Here is a 25,481-nt window from a genome sequence, read left to right on the forward strand (position 1 = left end):
GAAATGCATGGATGACAGGGTAATCCCCTGTAGCTGAACGATGTTGGCCCGATCTCCTTACGTTCTGACCTCGGTGAGGCCTTTTAAGCCTCATCCACTACTGCGGAATTCCCATGCGCAGACCATACTGGGTGCCTACTGGTATGGGCACAACATTCCATACAACGCGCGGCAGCATCTGGTGCTTTTTGAAGACGGCGACCAAGTTGTCCTGCACGATGATTGCCCGAAACAGTGGAAACCAGGGGATCGTACCGTCCTGATGATTCACGGACTTGGTGGTTGCCATAGCAGCGGTTACCTTGTCCGTATCGCCCACAAGTTGAATTCGCTGGGCATCCGCACCTTCCGGGTCGACCTGCGAGGATGCGGAGCAGGGCATCACCTCGCCAAGCGTCCATTCCACGCCGGCTGCAGCGACGACATCGCCCACTGCGTCGAAACGATCAGCGCCCTATGCCTTGGTTCGCCACTCACACTGTGCGGCTTCAGCATGGGAGCCAACATCGTTTTAAAGCTGGCCGGCGAGATGGGTAGCGGACGCATCGGTGGGACCGACAGTGTGATGGCCGTCGCGCCGCCGATCGACCTGGCTTATTGCTGCCGGAACATGAATCGCGGCTTCAATCGCGTCTACGACTGGGACTTCTCGCGGCGGCTGGTGAACCTGGTGGAAGGTCGTCTGGCCAAGGACGAGAACTTCTACGACGGTTTCCGCTTCACCGAGAAGCCCGGCCGCATCATCGAGTTCGACTCGATCTTCACCGCGCCGCAGTGCGGCTTCGAATCGGCGGAAGATTACTACGCTAAGGCCAGCGCGGCCCCGGTACTGCCCAACATCCACATCCCGGGGCTCATTCTGACGGCCGATGACGATAGCGTCATCCCGGTTGAGATCTTCGAGAAGCACCCGCGCAGCGGCAGTGTCGAACTGGAAGTCACCCGTGGCGGCGGTCACTTAGGTTTCATCACCTCCAAGAGCATCGTACCCGATCGCCGCTGGATGGATCACCGCGTCGTGCAGTGGATCGCCAGCTTGGACGACTGCAAGACGTCGTCTCAGGAAGAACTCTCTTCCGATGCCGGCTGATATCCTTCCATGCAGAAGGATTCGACGATCGACCTGAATACTGCCAGATCATCGTTTTAAGCGGCCGTAATCGTCTCAGCGATCCCGTCTTGTCGGCCAAATCAATCTCTCGGACGTGGCTTTCCGGCGATTTACCTGGCAAACCGTCCCTTCCTCCGTGGAAACTGCCCGAAAAACCGATTACCATCGAAGACGATTGCTCCTTCCTGCAAGCCTGCCTTTTTCTATTCGGTAGATCACCATGTCGACATATCGCTTCCTGCTCACCGTCGTTTTGACAAGCGTCATTGCTTCTTCCGCACATGCGCAAGAGTGGACCCGTTTTCGCGGACCCAATGGCAGTGGCATTGCCGCGGACGCGAATATCCCTTCCGCTCCGACCCCGCAAGATTTCAACTGGAAGGTCCAACTGCCAGGCATCGGGCACTCGTCACCGACGATTTGGGGTAACCGTATCTTTCTGATGAGCGCCGACCCTGATACCGGTTTGCGGTATGTGCTGTGTCTCGATACGCAGTCAGGCAAAACTATCTGGCAAAAAGAATTCGCCGCCGGGGCCAGTCATCTGCATACCAAGAGCAGCTACGCTTCGTGCAGCCCTGCCGTGGACGAAGTTCATGTCTACGTCGCGTGGGCCGATGACGATCACACGCAACTGGTGGCTCTGAATCACGACGGCGAACCTTCGTGGCGCGTCGACCTGGGGCCTTGGGTCAGCCAGCACGGCTTTGGAACGTCGCCGATGATCTTCGAAGACAAGGTGATCATTTCCCTGATGCAGTTAGGAGACGAACGCAAGCTTAAAGATCGGCCGATCGGCAACAGCCGCCTGATCGCGTTCGATCGGAAGACGGGCGAGAAACTGTGGGAAACCACGCGTGATAGCGACGTCGCGGCCTACTCGGTTCCCTGTGTTTATGAAATGAAAGACGGCAGGAAGGTACTGATCGCCAACAGCAGCGCCCATGGCATCGCCGCGCACGATCCGGAAACGGGCGAGCAGCTATGGGCCGAACAGGTCTTCAACATGCGAAGCGTTTCGTCCCCCGTCATCGCAGGCGACTTGATTCTCGGGTCCAGCGGCTCAGGGGGTGGTGGCAACACCGTGAGTGCGGTTGACCCCAATGGTGGTCAGCCGAAACTGGCGTGGCGTCTCTCTCGCCAGGCCAGTTATGTGCCAACGCCGGTCACCTTCGACGACAAAGTCTTCGTCTGGTACGACAAGGGCATCGTCAGCTGCCTGGATGCGAAGACCGGAAAGGTACTCGGCCAGAAACGCATCGGCGGCAATTACTACGGCTCGCCCATTCGCGTTGGCAACCGCTTGTTCTGTATCTCGGAAGAAGGGAACCTGATGGTGGTCTCTGCCGATACCAACCTGGAAGTTCTCGGCGAAACCAACCTCGGCGAAGGAAGCGAATCGACGCCTTCGATATCCGACGGCGTGATGTACCTGCGTACGTATTCGCACTTGACGTCGTTGGGCGGGAAGTAGTCGCTGGTTCACGATTAGCCGGTGAGAGGCGGTTGATCTCGGCACGAAACTGATAATTTGATGAATACGCATGGCAACAAAGTGCTGGTTGCCATGCGTATTTTTTATTGAAGGCGAGGTATTAGGCTGATATAACGTCGACTACCTCAATCGCTCAAGATGTGCGGTGGCAACGACAACTCTCGATCGATCGTGGCAGATATGACTGGATGCATTGCGAAATTACTCCTCGTTTTGGCTTTCGTTCTGGGCTCTTTTTTTCAAGCTTCGGAAGTCCTCGCTCAAGCAGCTGCCGAGCTTACGATCGCAAAGTCTCCTGCTACAAACAGCCACGTCGCGCTTCAGCCACGCACGGATCATCACAGGATTCACTTTCTCGCACGGGCCAAAAATCTGAAGGATACGCCTTGTGAAGCCGTTGTGATTTGCACCAAATCAGGGATTGGTCCCGGTTTAGAGATTCAGCGGACCAACGTCTTTTTCACTCCGACGAAGAACGACCAAACGTTCGCGATCTATATCCGAACACCAAAGATTCAGGATTCTTCGGTTAAATATTTCTTAAATGTAAAGCTCCTGAATCCGTGGGATATGGCATATCGGTATAACGAGAACCGCGATGTAAGAGCGGCCTACCGCTGGGAAGTCGTACGAGACAATCAAGGCAAAGCCGATGTACAAGGGCAGCAGCCAGGCACGACGGAAGAAGTCGAAGAGACCGTGGCCAAGGCAGTTGCGGAAGAGCATGAGGGGCCTAATGGCGTGACGATCACCAAGATGGTGTTGGTTTACGAAACAAGGTTATTCACATTGTCCGTTCCTGACGACTTCAAGTTTTCGATCGATACGACCAATGCAGGTGAGGTGTATAACGTTGCCCGACCCCTCAACTGATCTGGCCGATCCAGCACCAGAACGACCTGCGGAAGAGCTTCTGTCAAAGAGGGTCGTCGGTTATGCATTCTTAGGTTGCGTAGGCCTGTTGGTTCTCGTGCTTCTGTATATGATCGTCGGCATTATCGGTCCTTTGACGCGTACCCCCGTGTTTACCGAAAAGCTGATTGACAGCGTGATTGAAGATATCGATAGCGCGGATCCCCAGCGGCAAAGGTTTTCGTTGGAGTTCGTTACCGGCCTGGAATACGGCGCCGCACAGATCCGCACGATCAACGTTCAAATTGCGATAGCCTCGATCGGTGGATTCTTCTTGATCGTGATCGGCGTCATCCTATTCGCGATTGGGTTCGTTACGCCATTTGGATTTCAGGGAACGGTTGGAAAGTTGTCCCTCAACTGGGTCAACGGTGCTCCGGGCATCTTCTGCGCACTCCTCGGGGCAATCTTGATGATCGTCGGCGTGACTCGTCCTACGCTCAGTCTTAAACAGGTCGAGTTCTCGCAAGAAACTCGCCCCGGTGCCGATCCGAATTCGGACGCCCCGTCTGGGCAGAATACCAGTTTTTCGAGCGGTTTCTCTGGTGTTCCCGAGGGCATTGATGCAGACTATGCCAAGCCGAAGCCCACCGAAAATGACGGCGAATCGAAGCCGAGTGTCCCTGAAGTTTAGCACCATTGTTTTGAAAGCTCAGTCGATTGACAAACGATTTCTCTAGCGATCCCCAGTCCAACAATCCGTTCGCGTCCCCGCAATCGGAGGTTGCCAGAACGCCAACCACGCTAAGTAGCAGCACCGGGATGGTGTGCGATGGCACTTGCATGGACGCGCTCAAAGTAGGGTGGGATTTGATGGCCCGCTGGTTTTGGCCGTTTTTGGGATTCTCGCTGGTTTGTATGTTCATCCGCATTCCGGCCGATCATTTGGAAAACATCGCTTCGTCAGCGGGAGACGACGTTCCGGCAGGTCTGTGGATGATCTCGCAGGGATACGAAATCTTCGTCGCGACTCCCATTTCGATGGGGCTGACGTGGGTCTTTTTGAAAGCGGCTCGCAGTGAGCACTTCGAGTTGAGCGATATCTTTGGCGCTTTCTCGCGAAACTATCTGCACGCGGTCGGAGCAGGCGTCGTGCAGACGATTCTCGTCGGGCTGGGACTGCTATTGTTGATTGTGCCGGGACTTTACTTGATCGTAAAGTTTTCGTTCGTCGAGTATTTGATCGTCGATCGCAAGATGGGAATGATCGAAGCGATGAAGGAGAGCTGGCACATGACCGACGGCCGCGAAGGGACCTTATTCGCGTTGATGGCGATGTCGGTCCTGATTGGTCTGGGTGGGCTGCTGCTCTGTGGCGTAGGCATCATCCCCGCGCTCATCTGGCTCAGTGCCACGTACGCGGTGCTGTACCATACGTACTTTCTGGTCGACCATCCGGAAATGCCCGAGTCGACCTCCGACTCAGGCAATCCATTTGGCATGTAAAGAACGTCTGAAACAAAACGGGCTGCTGCTTAACTGCTCGGGGCGACCCGTGAGCTTACAGCCCGCTGTTGCCCAGGATATCGGCCAGATTGTTCAGAATGCGCGTAAGAGACGGATAGGTGTTGTCTTCCAACTGCTCATTCCGCTCGTTGATCGTTTCTCGCAACGAAGGGTGCGACAGGGCTTCGGTGTCCTCGCGATGCAGGGCGTCGTTAATCGATTCCATGACCCCTTCCAGACGCGACTTGGTATCGGCATCCAGTTGGTCCACTTCGCGTAGTTCGCGCTGCAGTTCGACAAGCGTTTCGCGTAGCTCGGCTAGTTTGTCTTGCATGATAGCCTGGTTCTTCGTTACACCGTTTTCCATGTTCGGCCAGGGGCAGTGCAGGGATGACTGCCCCCGCTGAAGAATGAACACTTCCAACGGAAAACTTCGATAGTAGTCAGAGTTGATCGTCTTTCGACGAACCTTATTCTACTTCGAAGTCTCGCGAGGAATCCAGCGGGTCTCGCCAGGAGCCAGGGCAGAATCGCTATTTTCAGAGATCACCGGCTTGGCGCTCAGACGCGACTGTACAATGTTCTGATTTTTCGTCGCGCCGGCTGCCGAAAGCATCTTCGAGATCGACTGCGAGAGCACCGACCCGGGGATGGCATAGGTCGCCACGCGGCCTGCTCGAGCGATGTTCAGGCCCACGACCTGACCGTCCAGGTTCACGACCGGTCCGCCGCACTGCTCTGGCTGCAAATAGCTATCGTGCTGAAAGACCGAAGGAAAGCCGCTACGACGCGTGCTCAACTCGCCGCCGAGGTGATTCTGGAACTCGTGCCGAGCCTGGTTCGGACCGGCAACCCATTCCCCGAGCACGACGCTCAGCAGAACTTCCTGGTCCGCTCGCATGAGCTTCACGCGAAGCGAATCGCCTGGCTCGAACGTGCGGACCGTTTCGATCAAATGGTTGCCTGAATCGATGACCATGTCATTCAGCGAGACGATGACGTCTTGGGCCAAGATGCCTGCATTGGCCGCGGCACTCTTTTCGACCACCATGTCAACCGTCGCTGGGCCTGGTTCACGTGAGAGCATCACGCCGAGCATGGCGTTCTTCATGTCGACCTTGTGCGGATCGAGACCATACACGCCGATCGCGACCGGTTCCTCATCCAGTCCTGCGGTCGCCAGCAAACTGCCCAGCGACAACTTGCTGGTCGTCGCGATTTCCATCACCGGCAGGTTCTTGCCGTCGATACGAACCAGGGCCAGGTCGTTCTCCTTGTCGATCGCGGCGACTTCGCTGGTCAGGTACTGATCGCCGTTGGCCAGTTCCGCAACCAGAGGAGCGTCATTGTCATAAGTGTTCACCAGGCTGGCCTTGGTGACGATCAAGCCGTTGGGATCGACAATGCCCCCCATGGCGATGCGTTCGCCGCCACGCTTGAATTCGACCGTCGCGCGACGCGTATTGCGCACGACCGAGTCGAACGCGCCCAGCACTTCGCTGCTGCTTCGCTGGTGGACGCGTTTCATGAAACGCATCGCGATGCCGTCGCTTTCAAAGACCTGACCGATGACCGGCGTCGGGGCGAACATCGCCATCGACAAAGGGGCTACGATCAATAGGAACAGCAATGAATTCAAACGAAACCGGGGCATGTGGTCACTCCGTTGTTTCGTCGAAAGATGGTACGGCTTGCAAGCCAGCGTAAACGCCGTGCTCGCGCTAGGGATACTCTAGGCAAATAGGTGGCTGTAGGCCGGTCTCTTCCCAGGGTTACTCTAGTTCCGGTCCAACTCGCGACGATCTGCAAGTTCAACTTCAAGAGTAATTACGCTGCCCGAGCTGCGCCGTATCCGTACCTTAATGCGATCGCCCGGAGAATACTGATTCACCATCAGCTTCAAGTCATCGAAGGTTCCGATCGTGCGATCGTTCAGTCGCAAGATTTCGTCCCCTTCCTGGATTCCCGCTTGTGCTGCCGGGGAACCCGGGGTGACGCGTGTGACAACGACTTCCTGTCGGTCAGATTCACAACGTACACCCAAATAAGGTTGCGTTCCCCCCACGCGCCCCCAGACTTCCGACTTCTTCAAGCGGTCGACGTCCTCGAGGTAGCGGGTAGAAGGAACATGTAAGTTGGCCGTGATGCGGTTGCCGATGCGGCTATTAATACCGATCACGTTGCCTTGAATGTCCAGTAGCGGACCACCACTGTCGCCCCCCACCAGGGTCGCGTCGGTGGCGATCACGTCGCGGCTGGAAGCCAATACGCGGCCCAGTCGCAAAGCCGGCAGACGATCCTTGACGATCCCGCCAGCATGACCCATCACCAAAACCCATTCTCCTTCGTGCAGTCCGCTCGACTTACGAATGGGCAGATAGTCGTATTTGCCCGGCGTGGTGATCTGGATCGCGCCCGAGTCAATGCTGCGGTCCATGCCCAGCGTCACCCCCTTCACGCGCTCGCCGTTGTTCAAAACGATGGTCACATCGCGGTTGGGGGCACCAATCACGTGGCCTGCCGTGAGGATGAGTCCGTCTTCGCTGACAATCACGCCCGAGCCTTGAGCCGGACCGACGATTACGCCCACGGTCGCGGCGAGTGCTTTCTTGCTGACTTGTTGAATCTGCTGTTCCATCGACCGCAGATCAGCCACGTCATCCGGAGCGTCTCCGGTAAGGATCTCGGCGAAGTGCGCCGTGCGCTGAATCTGGGGATTGGCCTTATCTTGTGCATTGGCCAGAAGCGGCAAACACAAGATCAAACCACAAACGATCAGAAATTTTCGGAAGGATGCTGCCACGCTACCGGAAAGATAAGAGGAGGGGAGGATCCGTTGTTTCATGATGTGCCCTTTAGAATTTCAACTGACAACCTCAAATACGTAGGGGTCGTATCGAGGTTCGGTTTTATTCTAGGAATACGATCAAGAGTTTGTCACGTTCTTGGTCACTAGCACCGCAGGCGGGGCCAACCTGGGTAGGCGTTGCTGTCACCGCATTCCTCCTACCATGTTAGTCAACCCCGGAGCACTTTGGTAGTCTCGCTTTAGAATTGTTAGAATTGTCAGAAACGCCAAGCTCGTCAGAGTTTAGCGTTTGTTTCGTCTGCCCAGTTTAGGAAGGAAAACCTTTGGAATCACGCTCGCGAATGATCATCGGATGTGGTTATGTTGGAATGCCGTTGGCCGCAGCTTTTCATGCCGCAGGCGATGTGGTTTTCCCTACGACACGCTCCCCGGATCGAGCCCGACAGTTTGAACAGCAAGGCTACCACGCAAAAATCGCCGACGTCACCAAGCCGGATACTTTGCGCAAGCTACCAGAATCGGACACGGTCGTTTTCGCCGTTGGCTATGACACCGGCAGCGGTGCGTCGCGGGAAGAAGTCTACGCCGAAGGCCTGAAAAACGTCCTCGATCACCTGCCTGAGTCGACTCGGCGGCTGATCTTCGTCAGCACGACCGGCGTCTACGGAGACGCTGGCGGGCAGACGGTCGATGAAGAAACCCCCTGCGACCCGGCTCGCCCCGGCGGCAAAGCGTTTCTGAAAGCCGAACAATATCTGCGCGATCATCCGGTCTGGTCCCAGCGAAGTGTCACCCTGCGGATGGCCGGCATCTACGGTCCGGGGCGCATCCCACGCTCAGCCGATATCCTGGCCGGCAAACCGATTCCCGCCCCCGGGGGCGGCGCGTTGAACTTGATCCACGTCGACGACGCCGTCCAGGCCATCCGCCTGGCTGCCGACGCCGAGACGTTTTCTCCCCTATATATCGTCAGCGACGGCAGCCCCGTCGACCGCCGTGACTACTACCGAGAAGTAGCCCGGCTATTGGGTGCCCCGGACCCAACCTTCGAAGCGCCAGACCCCAATTCGCCAGCAGCCCAGCGGGCTGGCTCCGATCGTAAGATGAGCAATCGCCGATTGGTTGCAGAACTCGATTTCCAGCCGAAATATGCTAGTTGCCGCGAAGGATTAGCCGCTATTCTAGGCCCGTGAATCAGGGCAAGAGTTCCCGTTGGTTTACATCGAGTCATCGAAATCACACCATTTGGTAAAGGGAGGTTCTGGATCTCCACGCCTAGAAGTGACGGCTGTATCCGTAAAACATGCCCGAATTAGGAATTTTTTTGGAGATCTTTCTTGTAGGCACTCCCACCATTGGCATAAGATCCGAGAGCTTTGGTTTTTGTACTAACTTTTCGCGCGGCCATTGACTCTCATCTTTCCATAAGGAACGGTCTTATGCGCACCAACGCCAGATCGAGTGGCTTCACACTCGTCGAACTTCTTGTGGTCATTGCAATCATCGGCGTCTTGATCGCGCTTCTTTTGCCTGCGGTTCAACAGGCACGCGAGGCGGCCCGTTGAATTAGTTGCAGCAATAACCTAAAGCAACTTGGGTTGGCTCTGCACAATTATCACGACACACACTTGCGATTTCCCCATAACGAACGAGAAAACACCAACAGTAGCGCTCTGGTCAAACTGCTTCCGTTCTTCGAGCAGTTGGCCATCTATAATGCAATCGACCTGGCAGCTGGCAACGTGGCTAACCAGACCATTGATGGTACCGTATTGGATAATCGCGTCATTGACAACCTTCAATGCCCCAGCGAATCGAAAGGTCCGCTGATGCCTAACGGCAAAGCACAATCGAGTTATGCAACCAGCATGGGCGCGCAAGATATGGACGGCTGCGACGTCACCACCGTCGTGACATATCCCGATCCCTACGACTCGAACGACGACGGTGAAGATCCCTTCAATCGTGGCAATATTCGCGCTGACTACGGTCGTTCCGGCGAGATTTCCGGAGTCTTCGGACGCGGCTATTTCACACCACCATGGGCCGCCAGGTTTAGCGATGTTCAGGACGGAACCTCCAATACCATTGCGATGGGTGAAGTCCGCATGGTTTGCTCTTCCGGCAACATGGAACACGGCGGTGGCGCCGGCTGGGCTGAGGGGGACGGAATGTGGTTCGCGACCACCATGCCCATCAATTTCCCCACCTGTGAAGGCGAGAATGGTTATACGGGTTCCGGATGTGCCAATCGTCCCAATAACTGGACTTCCATGGGATTCAAATCCCTTCATCCCGGCGGTGCTCAATTTGTCTTTGTCGATGGCTCCGTGAATTTCCTGCCTGAGACCATCGAACATATCACCTACCAGCGTCTGGGTGATCGCCACGATGGCGAAGTGATTGGCGAGTATTAATTCTCTTTCGCGCTGGATGATCTGCCGCTTGTTCACGCGATCGGCAGATCATCCAGCTTGCTTCTCTTCAAGCACGTGGGACGACTGCCCCTTTAGGATTGCTTAAAAATGGATCAACAAAGCAGGTTTTTTCTTCTCTGGTTGTCTATCGTCGCGGTTCTCCCTTTCACCGTCGGATGCTTTGGCAGTTCCAGCAATCCCGATATCGTGGAGGTTACCGGGCTCGTTCAATACAAAGGTAGCGGCGTGGAAGGAGCCCAGGTCGTTTTTGTTCCCTTGGCAGCCAACGCCAGTCCCGCGTCGGCGACCACCGACTCGCAAGGAAACTTCACGCTTACAACCTATTGGAATGCCACGAAGAGCCAGGTCGATGGCGCCATGCCAGGCCAGTATCAGGTAACGGTCAAGAAAACACGCGAGCCTACTCAGGAAGAAATTGACGCCGCGATGGCAAGCGGGAAAAGCCTGCAGACAGACAATCAACTCCCGGCCAAATTCGCCACTGCGTCCAAGACTCCCCTGAAGGCGGAAGTCAAAGACAAGGGAGAAAATCACTTCGAGCTCGTGCTGGAAGATTAGCCGGAAGCCATTCTAATTGAGAGGTCCGAAGCGAATGTGATACGCCAGGTAGTCCATCCACCATTGGACGCCGGGCTGGATCGCGACGAGAACGATACCAAGATAGTGATAGAAGTCCCGTTCCACGTTCTTCGCGTAATCGTAAATTACCCCCAGCACCATCAAAAGTCCGATGGCATATGGGCCGTAGGTAATTACGATACCTGGGATCAGAAAGACAGAACTATCGATTGAAAGTACGGTCCCATTCGAGTCGTAACTGTCGAGAAACGGTGTCGCCAAAAGGCCTCTGATCGTACCAGTAACGAAAAACACGAACGCCGAGATACCGGCATACCACTTCCAGATGCTCGTTTCGCTGGTCGTTCGAAGAACCAAAACGTAGAGCGAGGTCGCCAAGAGAAGGTAAATCGCATCGGGCGTATACATCAGGTGCTCGATCTTGTGGTACTCCGTATCAGAAATAGGCTGACCATCGTAGGGCGATATGTCGAACACAAACACTTGTAGCAGGAAGCGAACGCTCGTCAGCATAATCACGATCAATCGCCAGTGCCCAGGCTGCAGTTGAGAGAACTTCTCTCGGCTGGCACAGTTAACCAGCAGGGCCAGCCCCAGGCCTGTCATCACGCCAAAAAGAGTCACCGGGACGATCGTCGTCAGAGCAATCAACGAACCGCGGAAGAGCGCGAGTACCTCTTCATACTGAGGACCCACGCTGATCAAAACGCCCAACGCCAGGCATTCCCAGAACCACTTCAGGGGCAACGGCTTTGCCAGCCACTCTACCTTGGCGGTACTCGGCTGCTTCGATTCTTCACTTGCGTCAGCGTCGTTATGGGGAGACTGATAGGGGTTGCCTGCTTCCAGGCTGCTTGGATCTTCCGACACAGGCGTCTTCTTTCCTAAAGGATTCGTGAGTGCGGGAATATAACAGGAAAGAACCGCCGAGTGAATCAACGTAGCGAAAGGTCGTGCAATTTCGCGCACACTGTTTAAAATGAGTATCGCCTGCCCCAAACGTTGATCCTCCCTGCCAAGGAACGCCTGCCGATGACTCGCCTGACCGGATTGTTGTTTGTTCTCTTCCTGTCATCCCTATGCCAGGCCGCCGACAAGCCGCTGAACGTGTTGTTCATCATTTCAGACGACCTCACGCCGACGGCTCTTTCGTGCTACGGGAATGACGTCAGCAAAACGCCCCACATCGATCGGCTGGCGGCCCAGGGAACGCGGTTCACGCATGCCTACTGCAATGCCACCTACTGCGGTCCGAGCCGTGCGTCGTTTCTTTCGGGCTATTATCCGCATGCGACCGGCGTGTTTGGTTACGTGAGTCCTCGTCCGCAGATCGGCGATCGGGCCATGTGGCCGCAGCACTTTAAGAACAACGGATACTATACGGCTCGCGTGAGCAAGATCTTTCACATGGGGGTCCCAGGCGGGATCGAAAGCGGCGGAGACGGTGCCGACGATCCCATCTGCTGGGTCGAGCGCTTCAACAGCCCCGGCCCCGAATGGAAAGCCCCCGGCGACGGCGAAACACTGGAAGGCAACCCCGATGGCAAGAAGCCCGTGGTCGGCGGCAACACGTTTGTCGTCGTCGAAGCGGACGGGGACGACCAGGTCCATAGCGATGGCAAAACAGCCGCGAAAGCCGTGGAGCTAATCGAACAGCACGCCAAAGCCGACAAGCCGTTCTTCCTGGCCGTGGGTTTCGTTCGCCCGCACGTTCCGTTTGTCGCTCCGCGCAAGTACGTCGAACCTTACAAGCCGTACGCCGACCGCCAGCTTCCAGAAAAGGTCCCGGGCGACTGGGACGACATTCCTAAGATGGGCATCAACTACAAGACCAGTAAGAATATGAAGATGGACGTCCGCCGCCAGAAGAAAGCGGTCGGCGGGTACTACGGCGCGGTCGCGTTTCTCGACGCCCAGGTAGGCAAGGTGCTCGATGCCCTCGAAGCGAGCGACCAGGCCGACAACACGATCGTCATCTTCACCAGCGACCATGGCTTTCACCTGGGCCAGCATGACTTCTGGGCGAAGGTAAGCCTGCACGAAGAGTCTGCCAGCGTTCCGCTGATCATCAAAGTGCCAGGCCAGAAGCCCGCCGTGTGCGACTCGCTCACGCAGCTATTGGACCTCTACCCGACGACGGCGGCACTATGCGGCCTGGAGGTCCCCGCGCGGCTGCAAGGCAAGGACATCACCCCGCTGCTGAAAGACCCCAAGGCCAGCGTACACGAAGAGATCCTGAACGTCTCGCCCATGCAAAAGGGCTTCCTCCTACGAACCGATCGCTGGGCGTTCATCCAATACAAGGAAGACGGCACCGGCGGCGTCGAGCTATTCGATATGGAGAACGACCCGCAGCAGTACACCAACCTGGCCAGCGATCCGAAGTACGAGGACGTGGTGAAAGAGTTTCAGCAAAAGCTGGCCGCGAAGCTGGCGGAATTGCGGGCGAATGATCTGTCGCAGTGAGTTCACCTTGCCTCGCCCGCTTGAGCAACCGATCCGCGTTTTGTCTCACTTTTTCTTCGACCGCACCGGTACTCTCTGGTAGGTTGAAGGAATCTAATCTCTTCAAAACAGGAGGTGCGCGATGCGTTCTCGTTGGACTTGGTTCGTTCTCTTGGCGTTGGCCTTTCCGTGTGCCGCTTACGCTTGCCTGTGGGATGAAGACACGCTCGAGATGGAGCGGCAGCAGTATCCGGAAGTGCACGAACTGATCGCCGGGCACTTCGTCCGCCATAGCGATGCCTATTACCAGTGGCGGATCGGCGATCGCACTACCAAGTCAGTCGATCAGCGGACGCCGGAAGACTACAACGATATCGCCGTTGCCTACGATAAACTCGGCGAGCACGACAAAGCGATCGAAACAATTCGTGAAAAGATGCAGCGCTGGCCGGACGAAAACCTCTACGAGTCGCAGGCCAATCTCGGCACGTTCCTCATCCACTCCGGCAAGTTCGAGGATGGCCTTGTCCATATCCAGAAGGCGATCGAAATCAATCCGGATGCCCATTTCGGCCGCGAGATCTACCAGCAGTTGTTGGTTCAGTACGTCATCGAGCGACGTGCCGCCGGAGCCAAGCTTCCCCTGAACCCAGATAAAGGGGAAGCCGATTGGGACGAACATAAGCCGCGTGTGGGCGGCTTTGCCGCCTATGTCAAGAAGCATCGGGGCGACGACGCGAAAGACGGCGTCGACGCCGAGTACGCCAGGGCCCTTAAAGGGGTACTGGGCATGGTGCGCTTCGGCCATCACGATTCGCCCATCCTGATGGAAGCGGTCGGCGACCTACTCTCGGCGACCGAGCCCGCCAACCAACTGGCGGCCCGGGCCTATCTCCGCGCTTCGTACGAAGCAGACAGCGACGTTGCCCGTGCCGACTATCGCCTAAAGGCCAAGAATGCCGTGGCCAGCCAGGAGCTACCGATCCGCGGTGAGAAAATCGAGATCGTCGAAGCGGCCCTCAAGGACGAACTGGCTCAAGCCAACGCCTTCGCCGCGCAGATCGCTGCCGATGAAGCCTCTTGGATTGCCCGCGGAGACCGCGTCGACGAGAAGTTCAACGAGAAGTATTATGACAGCCCGAAGCTGAATGTCGCCCATGCCCAGGACGAAGCCAGCTTGGCCATGGCCGAGTTCAACCCAACCGGCCCGATCATCCTACCCTCAGGCAGCCAACAGCAGACGAACACCTATCGCTCCTCTTCGTCGCGAAGTCCCCAAGGATTTTCGCCGCAAAAAGTGGCGACGCTCATCTTCTTCGGCGTGATGGTGCTGGCCGGCGCCGTGGTCTATGCGACCATGATGCTGCGTCTGCCGCAAGATCCTTCCAAGAAGTGATCGGCCACGGCGATCCACTTCGCCAGGCTAGAGGGATTTCATGGTCTCGGCCATGGCAATCATGATCATCGCGAGAACCAGTGGGCCGAAAATGTCCAGCCAGTGGCACCGGTCACGGGTATCCATGCCTGGCCGATCGCCAAAGTATTCCATGATGACGAACACGACATCAAAACGAATAGCCCAGGCAAGCTAATTGAGCGAGACATGCTGCAGAGTCCTATCAATCGAAAATCTTTTGTCGTGTAAATCTCGTCGCTTTGATAGGCTGAAACTGTTCTCTTCTGTTCACTACTGAGGTGACTTATGCGACGCGCTGCGTGTTTGTTTGTCGTACTTACCCTTCTTTTTCCTGCTTGCTGTTCGGCATGCTTATGGGATAGCGACACCCTAGAGCAGGAACGATACCGCTTTCCTGAAGCCCACCAGTTGATCGTCGGCGATTTCGTCCGGCATAGCGAGGCCTACTACCGCTGGCGCATTGAAGACCGCCTGGCCAAGCCCATCGATGCACGAATGCCGATGGATTACGACGATGTCGCGGTCGCCTACGACAAACTCGGCCAGCAGGACAAAGCGATCGAGACGATCCACGAAAAGATCCGCCGCTTCTCCAGCCAGTCGGTCTACGAGTCGGAAGCGAACCTGGGGACCTTCCTGATTCATGCCGGCCGCCTGGAAGAAGGCCTGGTGCATATCGACAAGGCGATCGAGATCAACCCCGACGCCCACTTCGGCCGCGAGATCTATCAGAAGCTGCTGGTCGAGTACGTCCTGCTGCGGCGAGCCGATGGCGACGAAGGCCTCCCCCTGGCCACGAGCGACGGTGAAAACTTCGTGACGTTTCTCCGCGATCGTCTCGCATGGAAACCTGAGAGTGAAATGGCCGAAAAGAAGAAAGCACTCACCGGCGTCCTGGGCATGATGCGCTTCGGCCACTACGACTCGCCGATCTTGCTCGAAGCCCTCGGCGACCTCTTGATGTCTCAAGGACGCGACGCCAACCAACTCGCCGCCCAGGCCTATCTGCGGGCTTCGGCCATGGCCGACGATCGAGACGCCGCGGCCGCCTACTTCAGCAAAGCGGGCCAGGCCCTCGAATCGCAGCGCAACATGAAATTGAAAACGCTGCAAAAGGAGCTAACCGAATCGGTCCATAAGGCCAACGAGAAGTTCGCCCAGATCCAATCCGACGAACAGGCCTGGGCCGCCGCCGGCGAAGACCTCGATCAAAAGTTCGCCAGCAAGTACTACGAGCAGCCCCTGCTCAGATCGGCATCGCTGGGCGTGGTCAGCCTGGGCCAGTGGCTGGGGCAATATGCCTGGGCGGCGGTCTTCGTTTTGGTGGTTACCGCCGCCATCTGGGGCATGATCCGCTGGCTGAAGGCCGATCTGTCTGCGGCGCAAGGCAATTCGTCGAATTCCTAGACGGCATTCTACGGACCATTGGTCTTTAAAAGCGTGAAGGAAGAAAACGGAACGAATGAGCAATCAATGGAACGGCGAGAACCTGGGCTAACCCCAGGTAGTGATACATGTCGCGTCGACGCCTGCGAAACAGGTCGACTACAATTGCGGTGATCCCTGCAAGCGTAAGGGTCATCTTACTTACCAGGATCAGCGTTTGCGTTACCTCGTTGAAGACATCAAAAAAGTCTTCGTGACGTTGTTTAACAAAGACTGCGCCAAGCAATTGAATCACAATAAAGATCTGCAAAAAGAGACAAGCCCAAATAAAGAATTTCCAAGGCCGCGATTCGCGCGAAAAGACAAGGATCGCGGTGAAAAGCGTGATTAGAACGAAGTTCGAAGCGAGCATCGCCCAGAAACTCCCCTGTAAGAGAGTGTTCGCGCCCGGTCCCCCGTAACGGCTTGAGACGAAGTAGGCGAGCAAGGCGTAGATCGTTACCACGGTATCTCTTGAAAAGTCAGTCGCACGCCAAATGAATAACCAGTGACCTGGCATCAGCGCGAAGAACTTTCGGTGCCAGAGAGCATGGGCAAGTAACGTGATTCCCAGCCCGGAGACAATAGCAAACAAGATTTTCGACGCACCCCACGGGATCGGTCTTAAGAGCCGATTCTGGCCGAAGAAAACTTGATGAGATGCAATTGAGAGCTGAAGAAGAAATCCGATAGCCATGCCAAATGCAAACATCTTGGCCGATGGCCAGATCTTCTCCGATTCTTGAGATGTCGGCGTATCTTCTGAATCGAAAGTGGGCGATTCGTAGGGCTTCACGGCAGACGCGTCTGCCGACATTCCCTCTTCGTGCGTTTCATTCATCTTACAGGCGGCCTAAGGGGTGGTTGATTACCAAGTTGCGATAAGGCTATTGCCCCGCGGATCCGATGTCAAACAGCCCCTTGCCACCGCGGACCCCCTAGTCGAGAATGAACCTCTTGTTCCGGGGCTTTCTCTACGAAGGTAGGGCAGCACGTGTCCTTGGTTCGCCCCCTCATCCTAGCCCTCTCCCCGTCAGGGGCGAGGGGACCAGATCTGAGGTGCGGCTGTTTTCCGTTTCATTGTCCATTCGCTTGCGAGCATCAAAAAATGCCTAGCTGTGTTCTTGCTTATTCTGGGGGTCTCGATACGTCGGTCATTTTGGGATGGCTGCAAGACGAAGGTTACGATGTGCACGCCGTGTACGTCGATTTGGGGCAGCCCTGCGAGGACCGCCAGGCCATTCTGCAGAAGGCTAAGGATTGCGGCGCCGTAAGTGCCCGGATCGTGGACGGCCGGGAAGAGATGTGCCGCGACTTCGCGTTCCCCGTGCTGCAGTGGCAAGCCAAGTACGAATCGATCTACCTGCTGGGGACCTCGATCGCTCGCCCGCTGATCTCGAAGCTCTGTCTGCAAGTCGCCAAGGAAGTCGGCGCCGATGCCTACGCGCACGGAGCAACCGGTAAGGGGAACGATCAGTGCCGCTTCCAACTGGCCGCCGAGGCGCTTGACCCAACCGTCAAGGTGATCGCCCCGTGGCGGATTGAAAAGTTCCGCAAGGCATTCCCAGGCCGAACCGAGCTGATCGCCTACTGCAACGAAAAGAACATCCCGGTCAAAGCGTCGACCGCCAAGCCGTACAGCAGCGACGAGAACTGCCTGCACATCAGCTACGAAGCAGGCGAGCTGGAAGACCTGACCGTCAACGGCGTCGAACTGGTCGACTTCGGCATGACCGTCAGCCCGCAGCAGGCTCCCGACAAGCCAGAGACCGTCACCATCAAGGTCGAGAAAGGCGTGCCCACCCACGTCAACGGCGAGAAGTGCACCGCGCTGGAAGTGGTCACCAAGCTGAACGAAATCGGCGGCCGTAACGGCGTCGGCCGCATCGACATGGTCGAGAACCGCTTCGTCGGCATGAAGAGCCGCGGCGTGTACGAAGCCCCCGGCATGACCATCCTGTACGATGCCCTGCTGAACGTCGAACAGCTGACCCTGGACCGAGACCTGATCCACCTGCGTGACCAGCTGAAGCCGATCGTGGCCGAAGACGTTTACAATGGCTTCTGGTACAACGCCAAGATGGACGCCCTGCTGGCCTTCATCGCCAACGCCATGCAGAAGTGCACCGGCGAAGTGACGCTGCAGCTCTACAAAGGCAACATCATCGTCGCCAGCCGCTCCAGCGAGTTCAGCCTGTACGACGAAGGTATCGCCACCATGGAAGGGGGCGGCAGCTACAACCAGGACGACGCCGAAGGTTTCCTGCGCATCCAAGGTCTGCCCAGCCGAGTCCAGGGCCGGGTCACGCCGCGAGCTTACTAAACGCCGAGCGATTTACCCTTGAGTACATTACAAAGGGCTACCGAGCCAATGCTCGGTGGCCCTTTTTTTTGCCGCTCGAAATCATCGTTCCGCAGGAACTGGGCATGAATTCCATTGCCTGCCGGATCTTGGGCCGGGTATGATTTAGCGTTGGTTTGGGGGGGTGAGTCGAGTACTTCTTGTCGTCCCATCGCCCTAGGCGCACGCTTTCTGTCGTATCTCTCTGCTAAAGGGCTGGCTATGCATGGCGAAAGACAACGGGGGCCGAACAATACTCAGCGACAAGCTCCTGGATCGAAAATCGATCAGGGAACGATGTGTCTCCAGCCTTGCCCGAATCGGGCCGCAAAGACGGAAAATCCAGAGCGGAAAAGACGGAAAACCTGGACCGATCGAAACATCAAAGCGTATCGCAGTTGGGTTCAAAAAAATGGCCCCGGTTACGTAGGCAAACTTACCATCGATTGCGCGGACTTCGCCCTGTTCCTTCTGCTGACCTTTGCGAAGGAAAATGATTTGAATATCGCGCTGACGGCAGGATTCAGTTACCGCGATCCTTTCGCCGACCGAGACATGAGAAACCCCGAACTGAGCAAAGCCAAGTCTCGCGTCGGAGCGAAAGATTTGTTCAACGTCAAGCAGCGCAACACGGTTCGTATTCCCTTCGATGAATTGCTGCCAGGGGATCTTCTGGTAAGCGAACGGCATGTGCAAGTCGTTTTGAATCCCAGGAACACGGTCAGCGTCTCGATGCGGGTAAACGACTTTCAGAAAGGGGAAACGTTTCTCAAACGCGAGCGAGCCCCTGTTTTGGAGATCCTGCAAGGGAATTTGCGTTCGGATGGACCCACGAAAGTACAGCGCAGAGCGTACGACCTAAGAGTGAGCACCAGCGGCGAAAGAAACAATCGCTATTACGAGTACAACGACGCCGACGATACCTACACTCGACAAAGCAGCGGGGACGGTCAGGGCTGGTCCGCCTACGATGAACAAGTCGACTTCCAACCACGTCGCTGGAGTTTCGGAAGATTCAACTTAGAGTCGTTGGTTGAGAGGTAATCGGAGAGCTGTCGCCGGCAGAGACAACGTTTGCCATGGCTCGCTGAAGTGTGGTCGTGTTCCACGCTAACGCGGGGAGTTAAGCTACAATCAAGACGCCACCGAAGGTTTTCAGTGAGAATTCAGGGAATGCTCAGCCGAGTCGAGGGACGGGTTACGACTAGGGCTTGTTAGTCGCCTGGCGATTGATCATTGAAAACAATTTAGAATGGCTACCGGCTTTAGAGTTGGCAGCCATTTTTTTATGCTGTTGATATCCCGTAGCTGCCATATGTGAGAGCAAGCGACCACACTATTCTACTTAGTTACTCAAGAGTTGAGTATTAACTTTGAGACTTAAGACTCCTCAGCAGCAGGAGGTGCCGGGGGAGCTTCGTCGGAAGGCATTGCCTCCGTTGGTGTTGGGGCAAAGGGAAACTGGCCAGGTGCGGATTGTGGTCTTTGGTTGGAAAGGTCAGGTGCAATTGGTGTAAGGTAGGGTGTTGGTGGTTCTGAATCATTTGGCTCTAAAATAGAGAATCCACCAACGTCCGTAGTGCCGTCTAGCTCATAAGCAGGCCCGCCCAAAAGTAGATCAATCGGGGTCATTGAGGTGTAGAATCGAGCATCATCTAACATGCACCTTGGCCTTTTCAGCCAATCGAGTCTTACCGGAATTCCAACTTGTATTTGGGTATTGTCAGATCCGTAAAGGCTGTCGAGAAGTTCCCTTGGAACATTGCGAGTAACGCGAACAACGAGTCTCGTATTTGGAGATGCTTCGACAAGACCACTGTCGTAAAATTCCTGGAGAGATAGTTCTGAACTGGGATCACCTTCAAGATAAACAAGGCAATCGCTTGGGCTCGCTTCAATTTCCGTTACACCATTCGGCCAAACGATTCTAATCGTAGGGTAAGTAATGTCCAATAAACTCAGCACCTCTTTTGAAGTTGCTCTGACGGTTACTGTTGCTTGTAATAAATCATGTCCATTGGTGTGAATGTTACCAACAGAGCATTTCTCGATGATGATCGAATTTGCGCGAATAGACTCGACATGCATGATTTGAATTGCCGTCGCTGCAAACAATAAGACACACGTGAGAATTGCTGCTTTAGTCGTACTGCCCAGCCAATTTGAATCAATCGGGTCATGCGAGATCGTCGATGTGCATTTAGCCACTATGGCGACTGGAACGGCGAAAGACAGGATTGCGAGAGAATAAACAAACCATCCAACAATGACATCAATTGGCACGAAGATGTACTTTAGTGACCATCTCGTGAATTCGTCGTTTTCGGTCATGTGTGCCGGTGATGATAGTCGTGAAATGCTGTTCTCGAAATCAAGATTTCGAGCAAGCATGATGTGGTATTCACTGAAAAAGTAAATTGCCCAGTCTGTTGCAAAACGTAGAAAGAAAAAGACTGCTGCGGATGCGAGGAAAAGAACGAAAATTCGTCGCCGTTCCTTACGAGCGTCGTGTTCGCTCAGGGAGTTGGGGATACATATAAAGGATGTGATCGTCCCGAGGATGAATAAGAGACCGATGACAAAGAGTGGTACAAAGGAAAAAAGCGTTTCCCAAAAAGCAACAGTATGTACGGCAGTATGAAGTCGCCAAAGTGGGTCTACATCCGAAAGAGTGCAAAAACATCGTGTTGTGGTGGCGAGAAGAAACACTCCAACGATCGCGAGACTGATGATCTCCCTGTGTTTCTTGTCAAGGAAATCTCTTGCTTTCTGAGCATCTTGAGTAGGCAGGAATATTGCAATATGAGCAAGAGTAGATATCCCACTTATGATGAAGTTAATAAAAACGATTGCACCATCGATTAAGCTAGAGATCGCGTCGCTTGATGGTTTGCTTGAACTATCTGTCATTTCGCATTCACACTATCCAACTCGTTTTTCGACAATTTTGACCAGAGCGATTATTCAAAATACCAATCTCAAGGGATAACTAGCAATAAGGTGTTTTCTGCAAATGATTCCGTCATCGGCTCGAAGTCTTGCTACCCGATCGAGCAAGCCTTTCTGGAAGAGATGCACCGAGCGTGGTTCTAGACCGTCGCAGCGAGTCCTCTATTTCTCTCACGTTTTAAAAAACTGGCGCGCGCACTATCTTCAGGCACCCACACGCTGGTATACCTAAGACATGCCTGGAGACGTTCCCCGCAAACCTATCTTTTTCATCCGCGTGTCACAAGCCAGAGACCACGACCACCAGACCGTATCGAGTATCGCCATGTCATCGCCAAACCCACAACCTGAACGTAGCGGCAAGCTCTCGTCAGAGAGTAAGCCTCAGGTCGTCGTGCGCGCAGGCAAGGTCTACGTTTGCTCGTCGTGCGGGACGCTGGTGGAAATACCGGCCGATGTGGTCGGGCAACTGGTGATTATGGTCGATCCGGCATCGCAGGCCGAAGATTCGCCCGACGTGCAGAGCCCGACGTCACAACCCGCCGCGAGCATTTCTACCCAACATGCTGGCGGTAAGGCCGGTACGGCTTCGGTTACCACGCAGACTGGCGCTACCTTGGTCGGAGATCGTCCGCGCGCTTGCCGCCGCAAACAAAATCGGCCCCCGCGTCCCAGACGCCCTCACGTGCCCGAGCCGAACCGCTTCCACGGCATCACCATCGACGGACTCACCGTTCCACCCGCTGCCCGACTCGATCGCGCCTTGGCGTGGGTCACGTTTCACCTCAAGGTGCTCGACCGGCAAGAGAGCGAAGTGGACTGGCTGCAGAGGCTGCTGAAGGAACAACGTCGCACATCCGTCGCCAGCGACTATCGCCAACACGCTTCAGGATGTGCTAAGGAATCGCCTAAACGTAGGCGGGCTCCGCGCCTCAGTCGCAAGCAGCGAAGCGATGCCCACGCCGACGTGGGCATGGCACCCAGGCCGCGCCATTCAAAACGCACCAGCAAGCGCGGCCCTCCGTGACGATGCGGCCGACAACCGGAACTTCGTGCCGACGGCTTGGAAAAGTCTTCGTGGCCGGTTGCTTGTATGCGCATGCGGGGGCAGTCGTCTCGATTGACCCAGAGGTTGTTAGTTGTTCCCACTTGCTGGTGGAAAGATGCGATAGCCTTCCCTGGCCAGTTGAATGCGAAATAGCCCGAAGCTGGTTTTGCCTTGCTTGTCGGGCTCGGTTTGAGCAGTGACGTACAAAACGCTCGGCTCGCTCGGGCCGCCGAAAATGCAATTGGTCGGCAGATCGGGCACGGCAATCTTGGCCAACTGCTCGCCAGTCGGGCTGAAGACGTAGACGCCAGCATCGATCCCGCTGCCGGCGGTGGCGTAGACGTTGCCGTGCAGGTCCATCGCCATGCCGTCGATGCCGCGACGCCCCATGCCGAAGTCGAACAGCTTGGTGGACTCGCCGAACGTACCGTCTTCGTTTATGGCAATCTTCAGCAGCGAGCGGGCCCCGCCGTATCGGTTGTTGTTGTCGGCCACGTAGGCGGTGGTGCCATCTTGCGAAATCAAGATTCCGTTGGGACGCTCGATCTTGTCGGTGGCCAGCATCGCTTGTCCGTCGCGAATGAAGTATACCCCCTCGAAGTCGATTTCCTTCGGGGCGTTGCCGCCGTAGCGAGGATCGGTGAAGTAAACGGTGCCGTTGGGAGCGATGGCCACGTCGTTGGGGCTGTGGAAGTGCTTGCCTTGCCAGTTGTCGACGACCGTGGTGACCTCGCCGTCGAGCGAGCGAATGGAAACGCGGCGATCCCCTCCACCAGCTCCCTCGCACGAAAGGAGGCGTCCCTGGGCGTCGTGCATCATGCCGTTGGTGTGATTCGAGTCCGCCCGAAAGATGGTCGTCTGGCCGGTCTGCGGATCGTATCGCAGCGTTTTGCTTTCGCGCACGTCGCTAAAGAGAATCGCCCCGTCGGCAGCCACGGTTGGACCCTCGGTGAAGGTACCGCCGCTGTAAACGAGTTCGAGCTTACTGGTCGGCGGCACGAACTGGTCCTGCTGCGTTGGCTGGAAGTGCAAGGGGTCGCGCGGAGCTGGTTCCGGGTTGGGCATCTGGGTCAGAACCGCTGCCAGTACATTGCGAGCGGCGGTCGCGGCGGCAGGTTCCGAAGTCGGATCGAGCGGACTTTGCTCCAGCGGATCGGCCGATACGTCGAACAGCTTGCCGTCGTCGTACAGCTTGAACTGCTGATCGCGGGCAAAGCGAATGTGCGAGAACTGATCCTTGTCCCAGCCGGGACGCGGGTCGTAGTGACAGAATACCCAGGGCCGAACGTTCGCCTTCTTGCCCAGCAGTTGCGGGTAGAAGCTCATGCCGTCGATGTCGGCCGGCGTCAGCTGTTTCCGCTGGGCGGCTTCCAACAAGGTGGGCAGAAAATCGGTCGAGTCGACCAGGTTCGCGTTCTTGCCTGGGGTGATATAACCTGGCCATCGGGCAATCAAGGGAACGTGCGTGCCAGCGTCGGTCGTTAGACCCTTGCCGCCAACGACGGGTCCCTCCTTGGTTTGCGAGGTGATTTTGACGTTCGTGCCGTTATCGCTGTAGAAGAGGATCAGCGTCTTCTCCTTCAAGCCGAGGGCATCGACGTTGGCCACAATCCTGCCGACGCACTTGTCGGTATAGGCCACCATGTCGGCAAAGTAGCGGGTATCCTCTTCCAGGCGGCGGTTGGGATCGGACCACTCTTTGCTATCCGGCGTGGGCACCATCGGCCAGTGGGGCAAGGCCATCGGATAGTAAACGAAGAAGGGCTGATCCTTCTGGCTGGCCTTACGGACGTAGTCGTTGATGAAATCGACCCACAGATCGGGGCCGTACTTGCCGTCGATGTTTTGGTGCAGTGTGCCGTTGATGTTGAGCGTGGGGTTGGCGTACCGAGAACCCTTCAGCTCGGTGTGGCCGCTGTGGTACATGTTGTAGGCGTCGAACCCGGCGTCTGCGACCTTCATGCCGGTATCGCGGCGCATCTCGGCACCGGGGTAATCAGGCGGGTCGTAGCTTTGCAGCTGCCACTTGCCGGCCATGCACGTTTGATAGCCGGCCTGTTGCATGAAGTGGCCGATCGTTTTTTCGCTGGGATCGAGAATGCCGAAGTATTTCCAGTTGCGATTGTTGTACTTGCCGGTCATCAGCTGGACGCGGGTATTGGTACACAGCGGCTGGGCATAGGCGTGCATAAACTGCTGCCCCTGGCCAGCCAACCGATCGAGATGAGGGGTGGCATAGCTGGTGCCGCCGTAACAGCCGAGCCCTTCCACACCGAGATCATCGGCCATGATCAAGATGATGTTGGGACGCTCGTCGGCCAGAAGCGTGGCAGCGGCAAGCAGAACAATGCCAAAGACAAGTCGCGAGAAATGCATGAAGCGTGCCTGGTACAGGGAAGCGAACGGGGCAGGGGAGTCGAGTGCACGTATGATAATGGACGCTTTCCGCTCGATCTACGGTGGCCTGGGAAGCGTCTGGCAAGCGATCGAAATTCCGTCAAATTCCGTCCAAGAATCGTTTGCCAGCGGCGAATTACCTACTTGGGAAGCGTATGCGCAAGGCTTTTCTCTTGGGAAGTCCCTGGACATTTGGCTCGCCACCAGTACGATTCCCATGAAAGTGGAGGAACCCCCTATGAGTAAAACGGAAGCCTACCAGAGGCTGCATGAATATGCCGAAAAGGCGTCGCCGGAAGACGTCCAGAAGATTCGCGAGAAGCTCACCGGCATGAACCGCGGTCCCATCAAAAAGATCTGGAGCGACGTGCTTTCCCTCTGGAAGATGATCACCGATCCCAAAGCCAGCTGGACCTCGAAAGCGATCGCGATCGGGGCGGTGCTCTATTTGATTTCGCCGTTGGACGGCGTGCCGGACCTGCTTCCGCTGGTGGGTCTGACCGACGATGCCGCCGTGATCCTGGCAGCCGTCGCCACGCTGGCATTCGAGTTGAAGAAGTATCGCGACGCGAAACTGTCGAAGACGGTCGAGGGCAAAAAGAGCCACGCGTCCGCGGCTGCGTCGTAATGTTCTGCTAGGCAGGCGGAACAAAATTTGCTCTCCTGTGC

At 56.1% G+C, this 25,481-nt stretch carries 24 protein-coding genes; 16 read left to right on the plus strand and 8 right to left on the minus strand.

The window, feature by feature from the left end:
• Positions 1 to 73 precede the first annotated feature (73 nt).
• The 5 genes from Pan97_RS05445 (at position 74) to Pan97_RS05465 (ending at position 4,964) form a co-directional block, all read left to right on the plus strand.
• The gene (locus tag Pan97_RS05445) at positions 74 to 1,090 is read left to right on the plus strand and encodes a YheT family hydrolase (protein WP_165698623.1); all 1,017 of its coding nucleotides are present in this window, start codon (positions 74 to 76) and stop codon (positions 1,088 to 1,090) included.
• 241 nt (positions 1,091 to 1,331) lie between these two features.
• A complete protein-coding gene (locus tag Pan97_RS05450; protein ID WP_144971115.1) occupies positions 1,332 to 2,585 on the plus strand; it encodes an outer membrane protein assembly factor BamB family protein in 1,254 nt (417 codons plus the stop codon).
• Positions 2,586 to 2,777: 192 nt separating this feature from the next.
• A complete protein-coding gene (locus tag Pan97_RS05455; RefSeq protein ID WP_144971116.1) occupies positions 2,778 to 3,479 on the plus strand; it encodes a hypothetical protein in 702 nt (233 codons plus the stop codon).
• Positions 3,460 to 4,152 carry a hypothetical protein gene (locus tag Pan97_RS05460; protein WP_144971117.1) on the plus strand — a complete coding sequence of 231 codons (693 nt, stop codon included), beginning with the start codon at positions 3,460 to 3,462 and terminating at the stop codon, positions 4,150 to 4,152. Before Pan97_RS05455 ends, Pan97_RS05460 begins: the two co-directional genes overlap by 20 nt.
• Positions 4,153 to 4,301: 149 nt before the next feature.
• Positions 4,302 to 4,964, plus strand: coding sequence for a hypothetical protein (locus Pan97_RS05465; RefSeq protein WP_144971118.1), 663 nt, complete (start codon positions 4,302 to 4,304; stop codon positions 4,962 to 4,964).
• 55 nt (positions 4,965 to 5,019) lie between these two features.
• Here Pan97_RS05465 and Pan97_RS05470 read toward each other — a convergent pair whose 3' ends face one another.
• The 3 genes from Pan97_RS05470 to Pan97_RS05480 form a co-directional block, all read right to left on the minus strand.
• A complete protein-coding gene (locus Pan97_RS05470) occupies positions 5,020 to 5,298 on the minus strand; it encodes a DUF4404 family protein (RefSeq protein WP_165698624.1) in 279 nt (92 codons plus the stop codon).
• A gap of 141 nt (positions 5,299 to 5,439) precedes the next feature.
• Positions 5,440 to 6,618 carry a PDZ domain-containing protein gene (locus Pan97_RS05475; RefSeq protein WP_144971120.1) on the minus strand — a complete coding sequence of 393 codons (1,179 nt, stop codon included), beginning with the start codon at positions 6,616 to 6,618 and terminating at the stop codon, positions 5,440 to 5,442.
• A 123-nt stretch (positions 6,619 to 6,741) separates the two neighbouring features.
• On the minus strand, positions 6,742 to 7,809 hold the full coding sequence (locus Pan97_RS05480; protein WP_144971121.1) for a S1C family serine protease: 1,068 nt from the start codon (positions 7,807 to 7,809) through the stop codon (positions 6,742 to 6,744).
• A gap of 287 nt (positions 7,810 to 8,096) precedes the next feature.
• On the opposite strand from Pan97_RS05480, the gene Pan97_RS05485 reads away from it, so the two are divergent.
• From Pan97_RS05485 to Pan97_RS05500, 4 genes are all read left to right on the plus strand, one after another.
• Positions 8,097 to 8,966 (plus strand): SDR family oxidoreductase, encoded by an 870-nt coding sequence (locus Pan97_RS05485; protein WP_144971122.1) that lies wholly within the window; start codon positions 8,097 to 8,099, stop codon positions 8,964 to 8,966.
• Positions 8,967 to 9,212: 246 nt separating this feature from the next.
• A complete protein-coding gene (locus Pan97_RS26620; protein WP_144971123.1) occupies positions 9,213 to 9,338 on the plus strand; it encodes a type II secretion system protein in 126 nt (41 codons plus the stop codon).
• A 33-nt stretch (positions 9,339 to 9,371) separates the two neighbouring features.
• Positions 9,372 to 10,190 (plus strand): DUF1559 family PulG-like putative transporter, encoded by an 819-nt coding sequence (locus tag Pan97_RS05495; RefSeq protein WP_165698625.1) that lies wholly within the window; start codon positions 9,372 to 9,374, stop codon positions 10,188 to 10,190.
• Positions 10,191 to 10,298: 108 nt separating this feature from the next.
• Positions 10,299 to 10,769, plus strand: coding sequence for a carboxypeptidase-like regulatory domain-containing protein (locus Pan97_RS05500; protein WP_144971125.1), 471 nt, complete (start codon positions 10,299 to 10,301; stop codon positions 10,767 to 10,769).
• Between the two features lie 12 nt (positions 10,770 to 10,781).
• Here the strand turns inward: Pan97_RS05500 and Pan97_RS05505 are convergent, their stop codons facing one another.
• Positions 10,782 to 11,660, minus strand: coding sequence for a hypothetical protein (locus Pan97_RS05505; protein WP_144971126.1), 879 nt, complete (start codon positions 11,658 to 11,660; stop codon positions 10,782 to 10,784).
• 162 nt (positions 11,661 to 11,822) lie between these two features.
• On the opposite strand from Pan97_RS05505, the gene Pan97_RS05510 reads away from it, so the two are divergent.
• Both Pan97_RS05510 and Pan97_RS05515 read left to right on the plus strand, forming a co-directional pair.
• Positions 11,823 to 13,256, plus strand: a complete 1,434-nt coding sequence (locus tag Pan97_RS05510) for a sulfatase (RefSeq protein ID WP_144971127.1) — start codon at positions 11,823 to 11,825, stop codon at positions 13,254 to 13,256.
• A 121-nt stretch (positions 13,257 to 13,377) separates the two neighbouring features.
• On the plus strand, positions 13,378 to 14,631 hold the full coding sequence (locus Pan97_RS05515) for a hypothetical protein (protein WP_144971128.1): 1,254 nt from the start codon (positions 13,378 to 13,380) through the stop codon (positions 14,629 to 14,631).
• A gap of 27 nt (positions 14,632 to 14,658) precedes the next feature.
• Here Pan97_RS05515 and Pan97_RS27000 read toward each other — a convergent pair whose 3' ends face one another.
• Entirely contained in the window at positions 14,659 to 14,784 is a 126-nt protein-coding gene (locus Pan97_RS27000) for a hypothetical protein (RefSeq protein WP_261342368.1), read from the minus strand.
• A gap of 153 nt (positions 14,785 to 14,937) precedes the next feature.
• Here Pan97_RS27000 and Pan97_RS05520 point away from each other — a divergent pair, with 153 nt between their 5' ends.
• Positions 14,938 to 16,059 carry a tetratricopeptide repeat protein gene (locus tag Pan97_RS05520; protein ID WP_144971129.1) on the plus strand — a complete coding sequence of 374 codons (1,122 nt, stop codon included), beginning with the start codon at positions 14,938 to 14,940 and terminating at the stop codon, positions 16,057 to 16,059.
• Between the two features lie 25 nt (positions 16,060 to 16,084).
• Here the strand turns inward: Pan97_RS05520 and Pan97_RS05525 are convergent, their stop codons facing one another.
• Entirely contained in the window at positions 16,085 to 16,918 is an 834-nt protein-coding gene (locus tag Pan97_RS05525) for a hypothetical protein (protein ID WP_144971130.1), read from the minus strand.
• A 267-nt stretch (positions 16,919 to 17,185) separates the two neighbouring features.
• On the opposite strand from Pan97_RS05525, the gene Pan97_RS05530 reads away from it, so the two are divergent.
• Positions 17,186 to 18,400 carry an argininosuccinate synthase gene (locus tag Pan97_RS05530; protein ID WP_144971131.1) on the plus strand — a complete coding sequence of 405 codons (1,215 nt, stop codon included), beginning with the start codon at positions 17,186 to 17,188 and terminating at the stop codon, positions 18,398 to 18,400.
• Positions 18,401 to 18,916: 516 nt separating this feature from the next.
• A complete protein-coding gene (locus Pan97_RS26195) occupies positions 18,917 to 19,462 on the plus strand; it encodes a hypothetical protein (protein WP_165698626.1) in 546 nt (181 codons plus the stop codon).
• Positions 19,463 to 19,798: 336 nt separating this feature from the next.
• Here Pan97_RS26195 and Pan97_RS05540 read toward each other — a convergent pair whose 3' ends face one another.
• Positions 19,799 to 21,328, minus strand: a complete 1,530-nt coding sequence (locus Pan97_RS05540; RefSeq protein ID WP_144971133.1) for a hypothetical protein — start codon at positions 21,326 to 21,328, stop codon at positions 19,799 to 19,801.
• Between the two features lie 364 nt (positions 21,329 to 21,692).
• On the opposite strand from Pan97_RS05540, the gene Pan97_RS05545 reads away from it, so the two are divergent.
• On the plus strand, positions 21,693 to 22,394 hold the full coding sequence (locus Pan97_RS05545) for a hypothetical protein (protein ID WP_144971134.1): 702 nt from the start codon (positions 21,693 to 21,695) through the stop codon (positions 22,392 to 22,394).
• Positions 22,395 to 22,502: 108 nt separating this feature from the next.
• On the opposite strand, the gene Pan97_RS05550 is transcribed toward Pan97_RS05545, so the two are convergent.
• The gene (locus tag Pan97_RS05550; protein ID WP_144971135.1) at positions 22,503 to 24,791 is read right to left on the minus strand and encodes a sulfatase-like hydrolase/transferase; all 2,289 of its coding nucleotides are present in this window, start codon (positions 24,789 to 24,791) and stop codon (positions 22,503 to 22,505) included.
• A gap of 259 nt (positions 24,792 to 25,050) precedes the next feature.
• On the opposite strand from Pan97_RS05550, the gene Pan97_RS26200 reads away from it, so the two are divergent.
• Positions 25,051 to 25,440, plus strand: a complete 390-nt coding sequence (locus tag Pan97_RS26200; RefSeq protein ID WP_165698627.1) for a YkvA family protein — start codon at positions 25,051 to 25,053, stop codon at positions 25,438 to 25,440.
• Positions 25,441 to 25,481: the final 41 nt, after the last annotated feature.

This window comes from Bremerella volcania (assembly GCF_007748115.1).
GTDB lineage: Bacteria > Planctomycetota > Planctomycetia > Pirellulales > Pirellulaceae > Bremerella > Bremerella volcania.

Bases quoted from the DNA above. Each gene is read 5' to 3' on its own strand.
- Pan97_RS05450 (WP_144971115.1), top strand. From the start codon at position 1,332: ATGTCGACATATCGCTTCCTGCTCACCGTCGTTTTGACAAGCGTCATT.
- Pan97_RS05465 (WP_144971118.1), top strand. From the start codon at position 4,302: ATGGACGCGCTCAAAGTAGGGTGGGATTTGATGGCCCGCTGGTTTTGG.
- Pan97_RS05470 (WP_165698624.1), bottom strand. From the start codon at position 5,298: ATGCAAGACAAACTAGCCGAGCTACGCGAAACGCTTGTCGAACTGCAG.
- Pan97_RS05475 (WP_144971120.1), bottom strand. From the start codon at position 6,618: ATGCCCCGGTTTCGTTTGAATTCATTGCTGTTCCTATTGATCGTAGCC.
- Pan97_RS05480 (WP_144971121.1), bottom strand. From the start codon at position 7,809: ATGAAACAACGGATCCTCCCCTCCTCTTATCTTTCCGGTAGCGTGGCA.
- Pan97_RS26620 (WP_144971123.1), top strand. From the start codon at position 9,213: ATGCGCACCAACGCCAGATCGAGTGGCTTCACACTCGTCGAACTTCTT.
- Pan97_RS05500 (WP_144971125.1), top strand. From the start codon at position 10,299: ATGGATCAACAAAGCAGGTTTTTTCTTCTCTGGTTGTCTATCGTCGCG.
- Pan97_RS05510 (WP_144971127.1), top strand. From the start codon at position 11,823: ATGACTCGCCTGACCGGATTGTTGTTTGTTCTCTTCCTGTCATCCCTA.
- Pan97_RS05515 (WP_144971128.1), top strand. From the start codon at position 13,378: ATGCGTTCTCGTTGGACTTGGTTCGTTCTCTTGGCGTTGGCCTTTCCG.
- Pan97_RS27000 (WP_261342368.1), bottom strand. From the start codon at position 14,784: ATGGAATACTTTGGCGATCGGCCAGGCATGGATACCCGTGACCGGTGC.
- Pan97_RS05520 (WP_144971129.1), top strand. From the start codon at position 14,938: ATGCGACGCGCTGCGTGTTTGTTTGTCGTACTTACCCTTCTTTTTCCT.
- Pan97_RS05525 (WP_144971130.1), bottom strand. From the start codon at position 16,918: ATGAATGAAACGCACGAAGAGGGAATGTCGGCAGACGCGTCTGCCGTG.
- Pan97_RS05530 (WP_144971131.1), top strand. From the start codon at position 17,186: ATGCCTAGCTGTGTTCTTGCTTATTCTGGGGGTCTCGATACGTCGGTC.
- Pan97_RS05540 (WP_144971133.1), bottom strand. From the start codon at position 21,328: ATGACAGATAGTTCAAGCAAACCATCAAGCGACGCGATCTCTAGCTTA.
- Pan97_RS05545 (WP_144971134.1), top strand. From the start codon at position 21,693: ATGTCATCGCCAAACCCACAACCTGAACGTAGCGGCAAGCTCTCGTCA.
- Pan97_RS05550 (WP_144971135.1), bottom strand. From the start codon at position 24,791: ATGCATTTCTCGCGACTTGTCTTTGGCATTGTTCTGCTTGCCGCTGCC.
- Pan97_RS26200 (WP_165698627.1), top strand. From the start codon at position 25,051: ATGAGTAAAACGGAAGCCTACCAGAGGCTGCATGAATATGCCGAAAAG.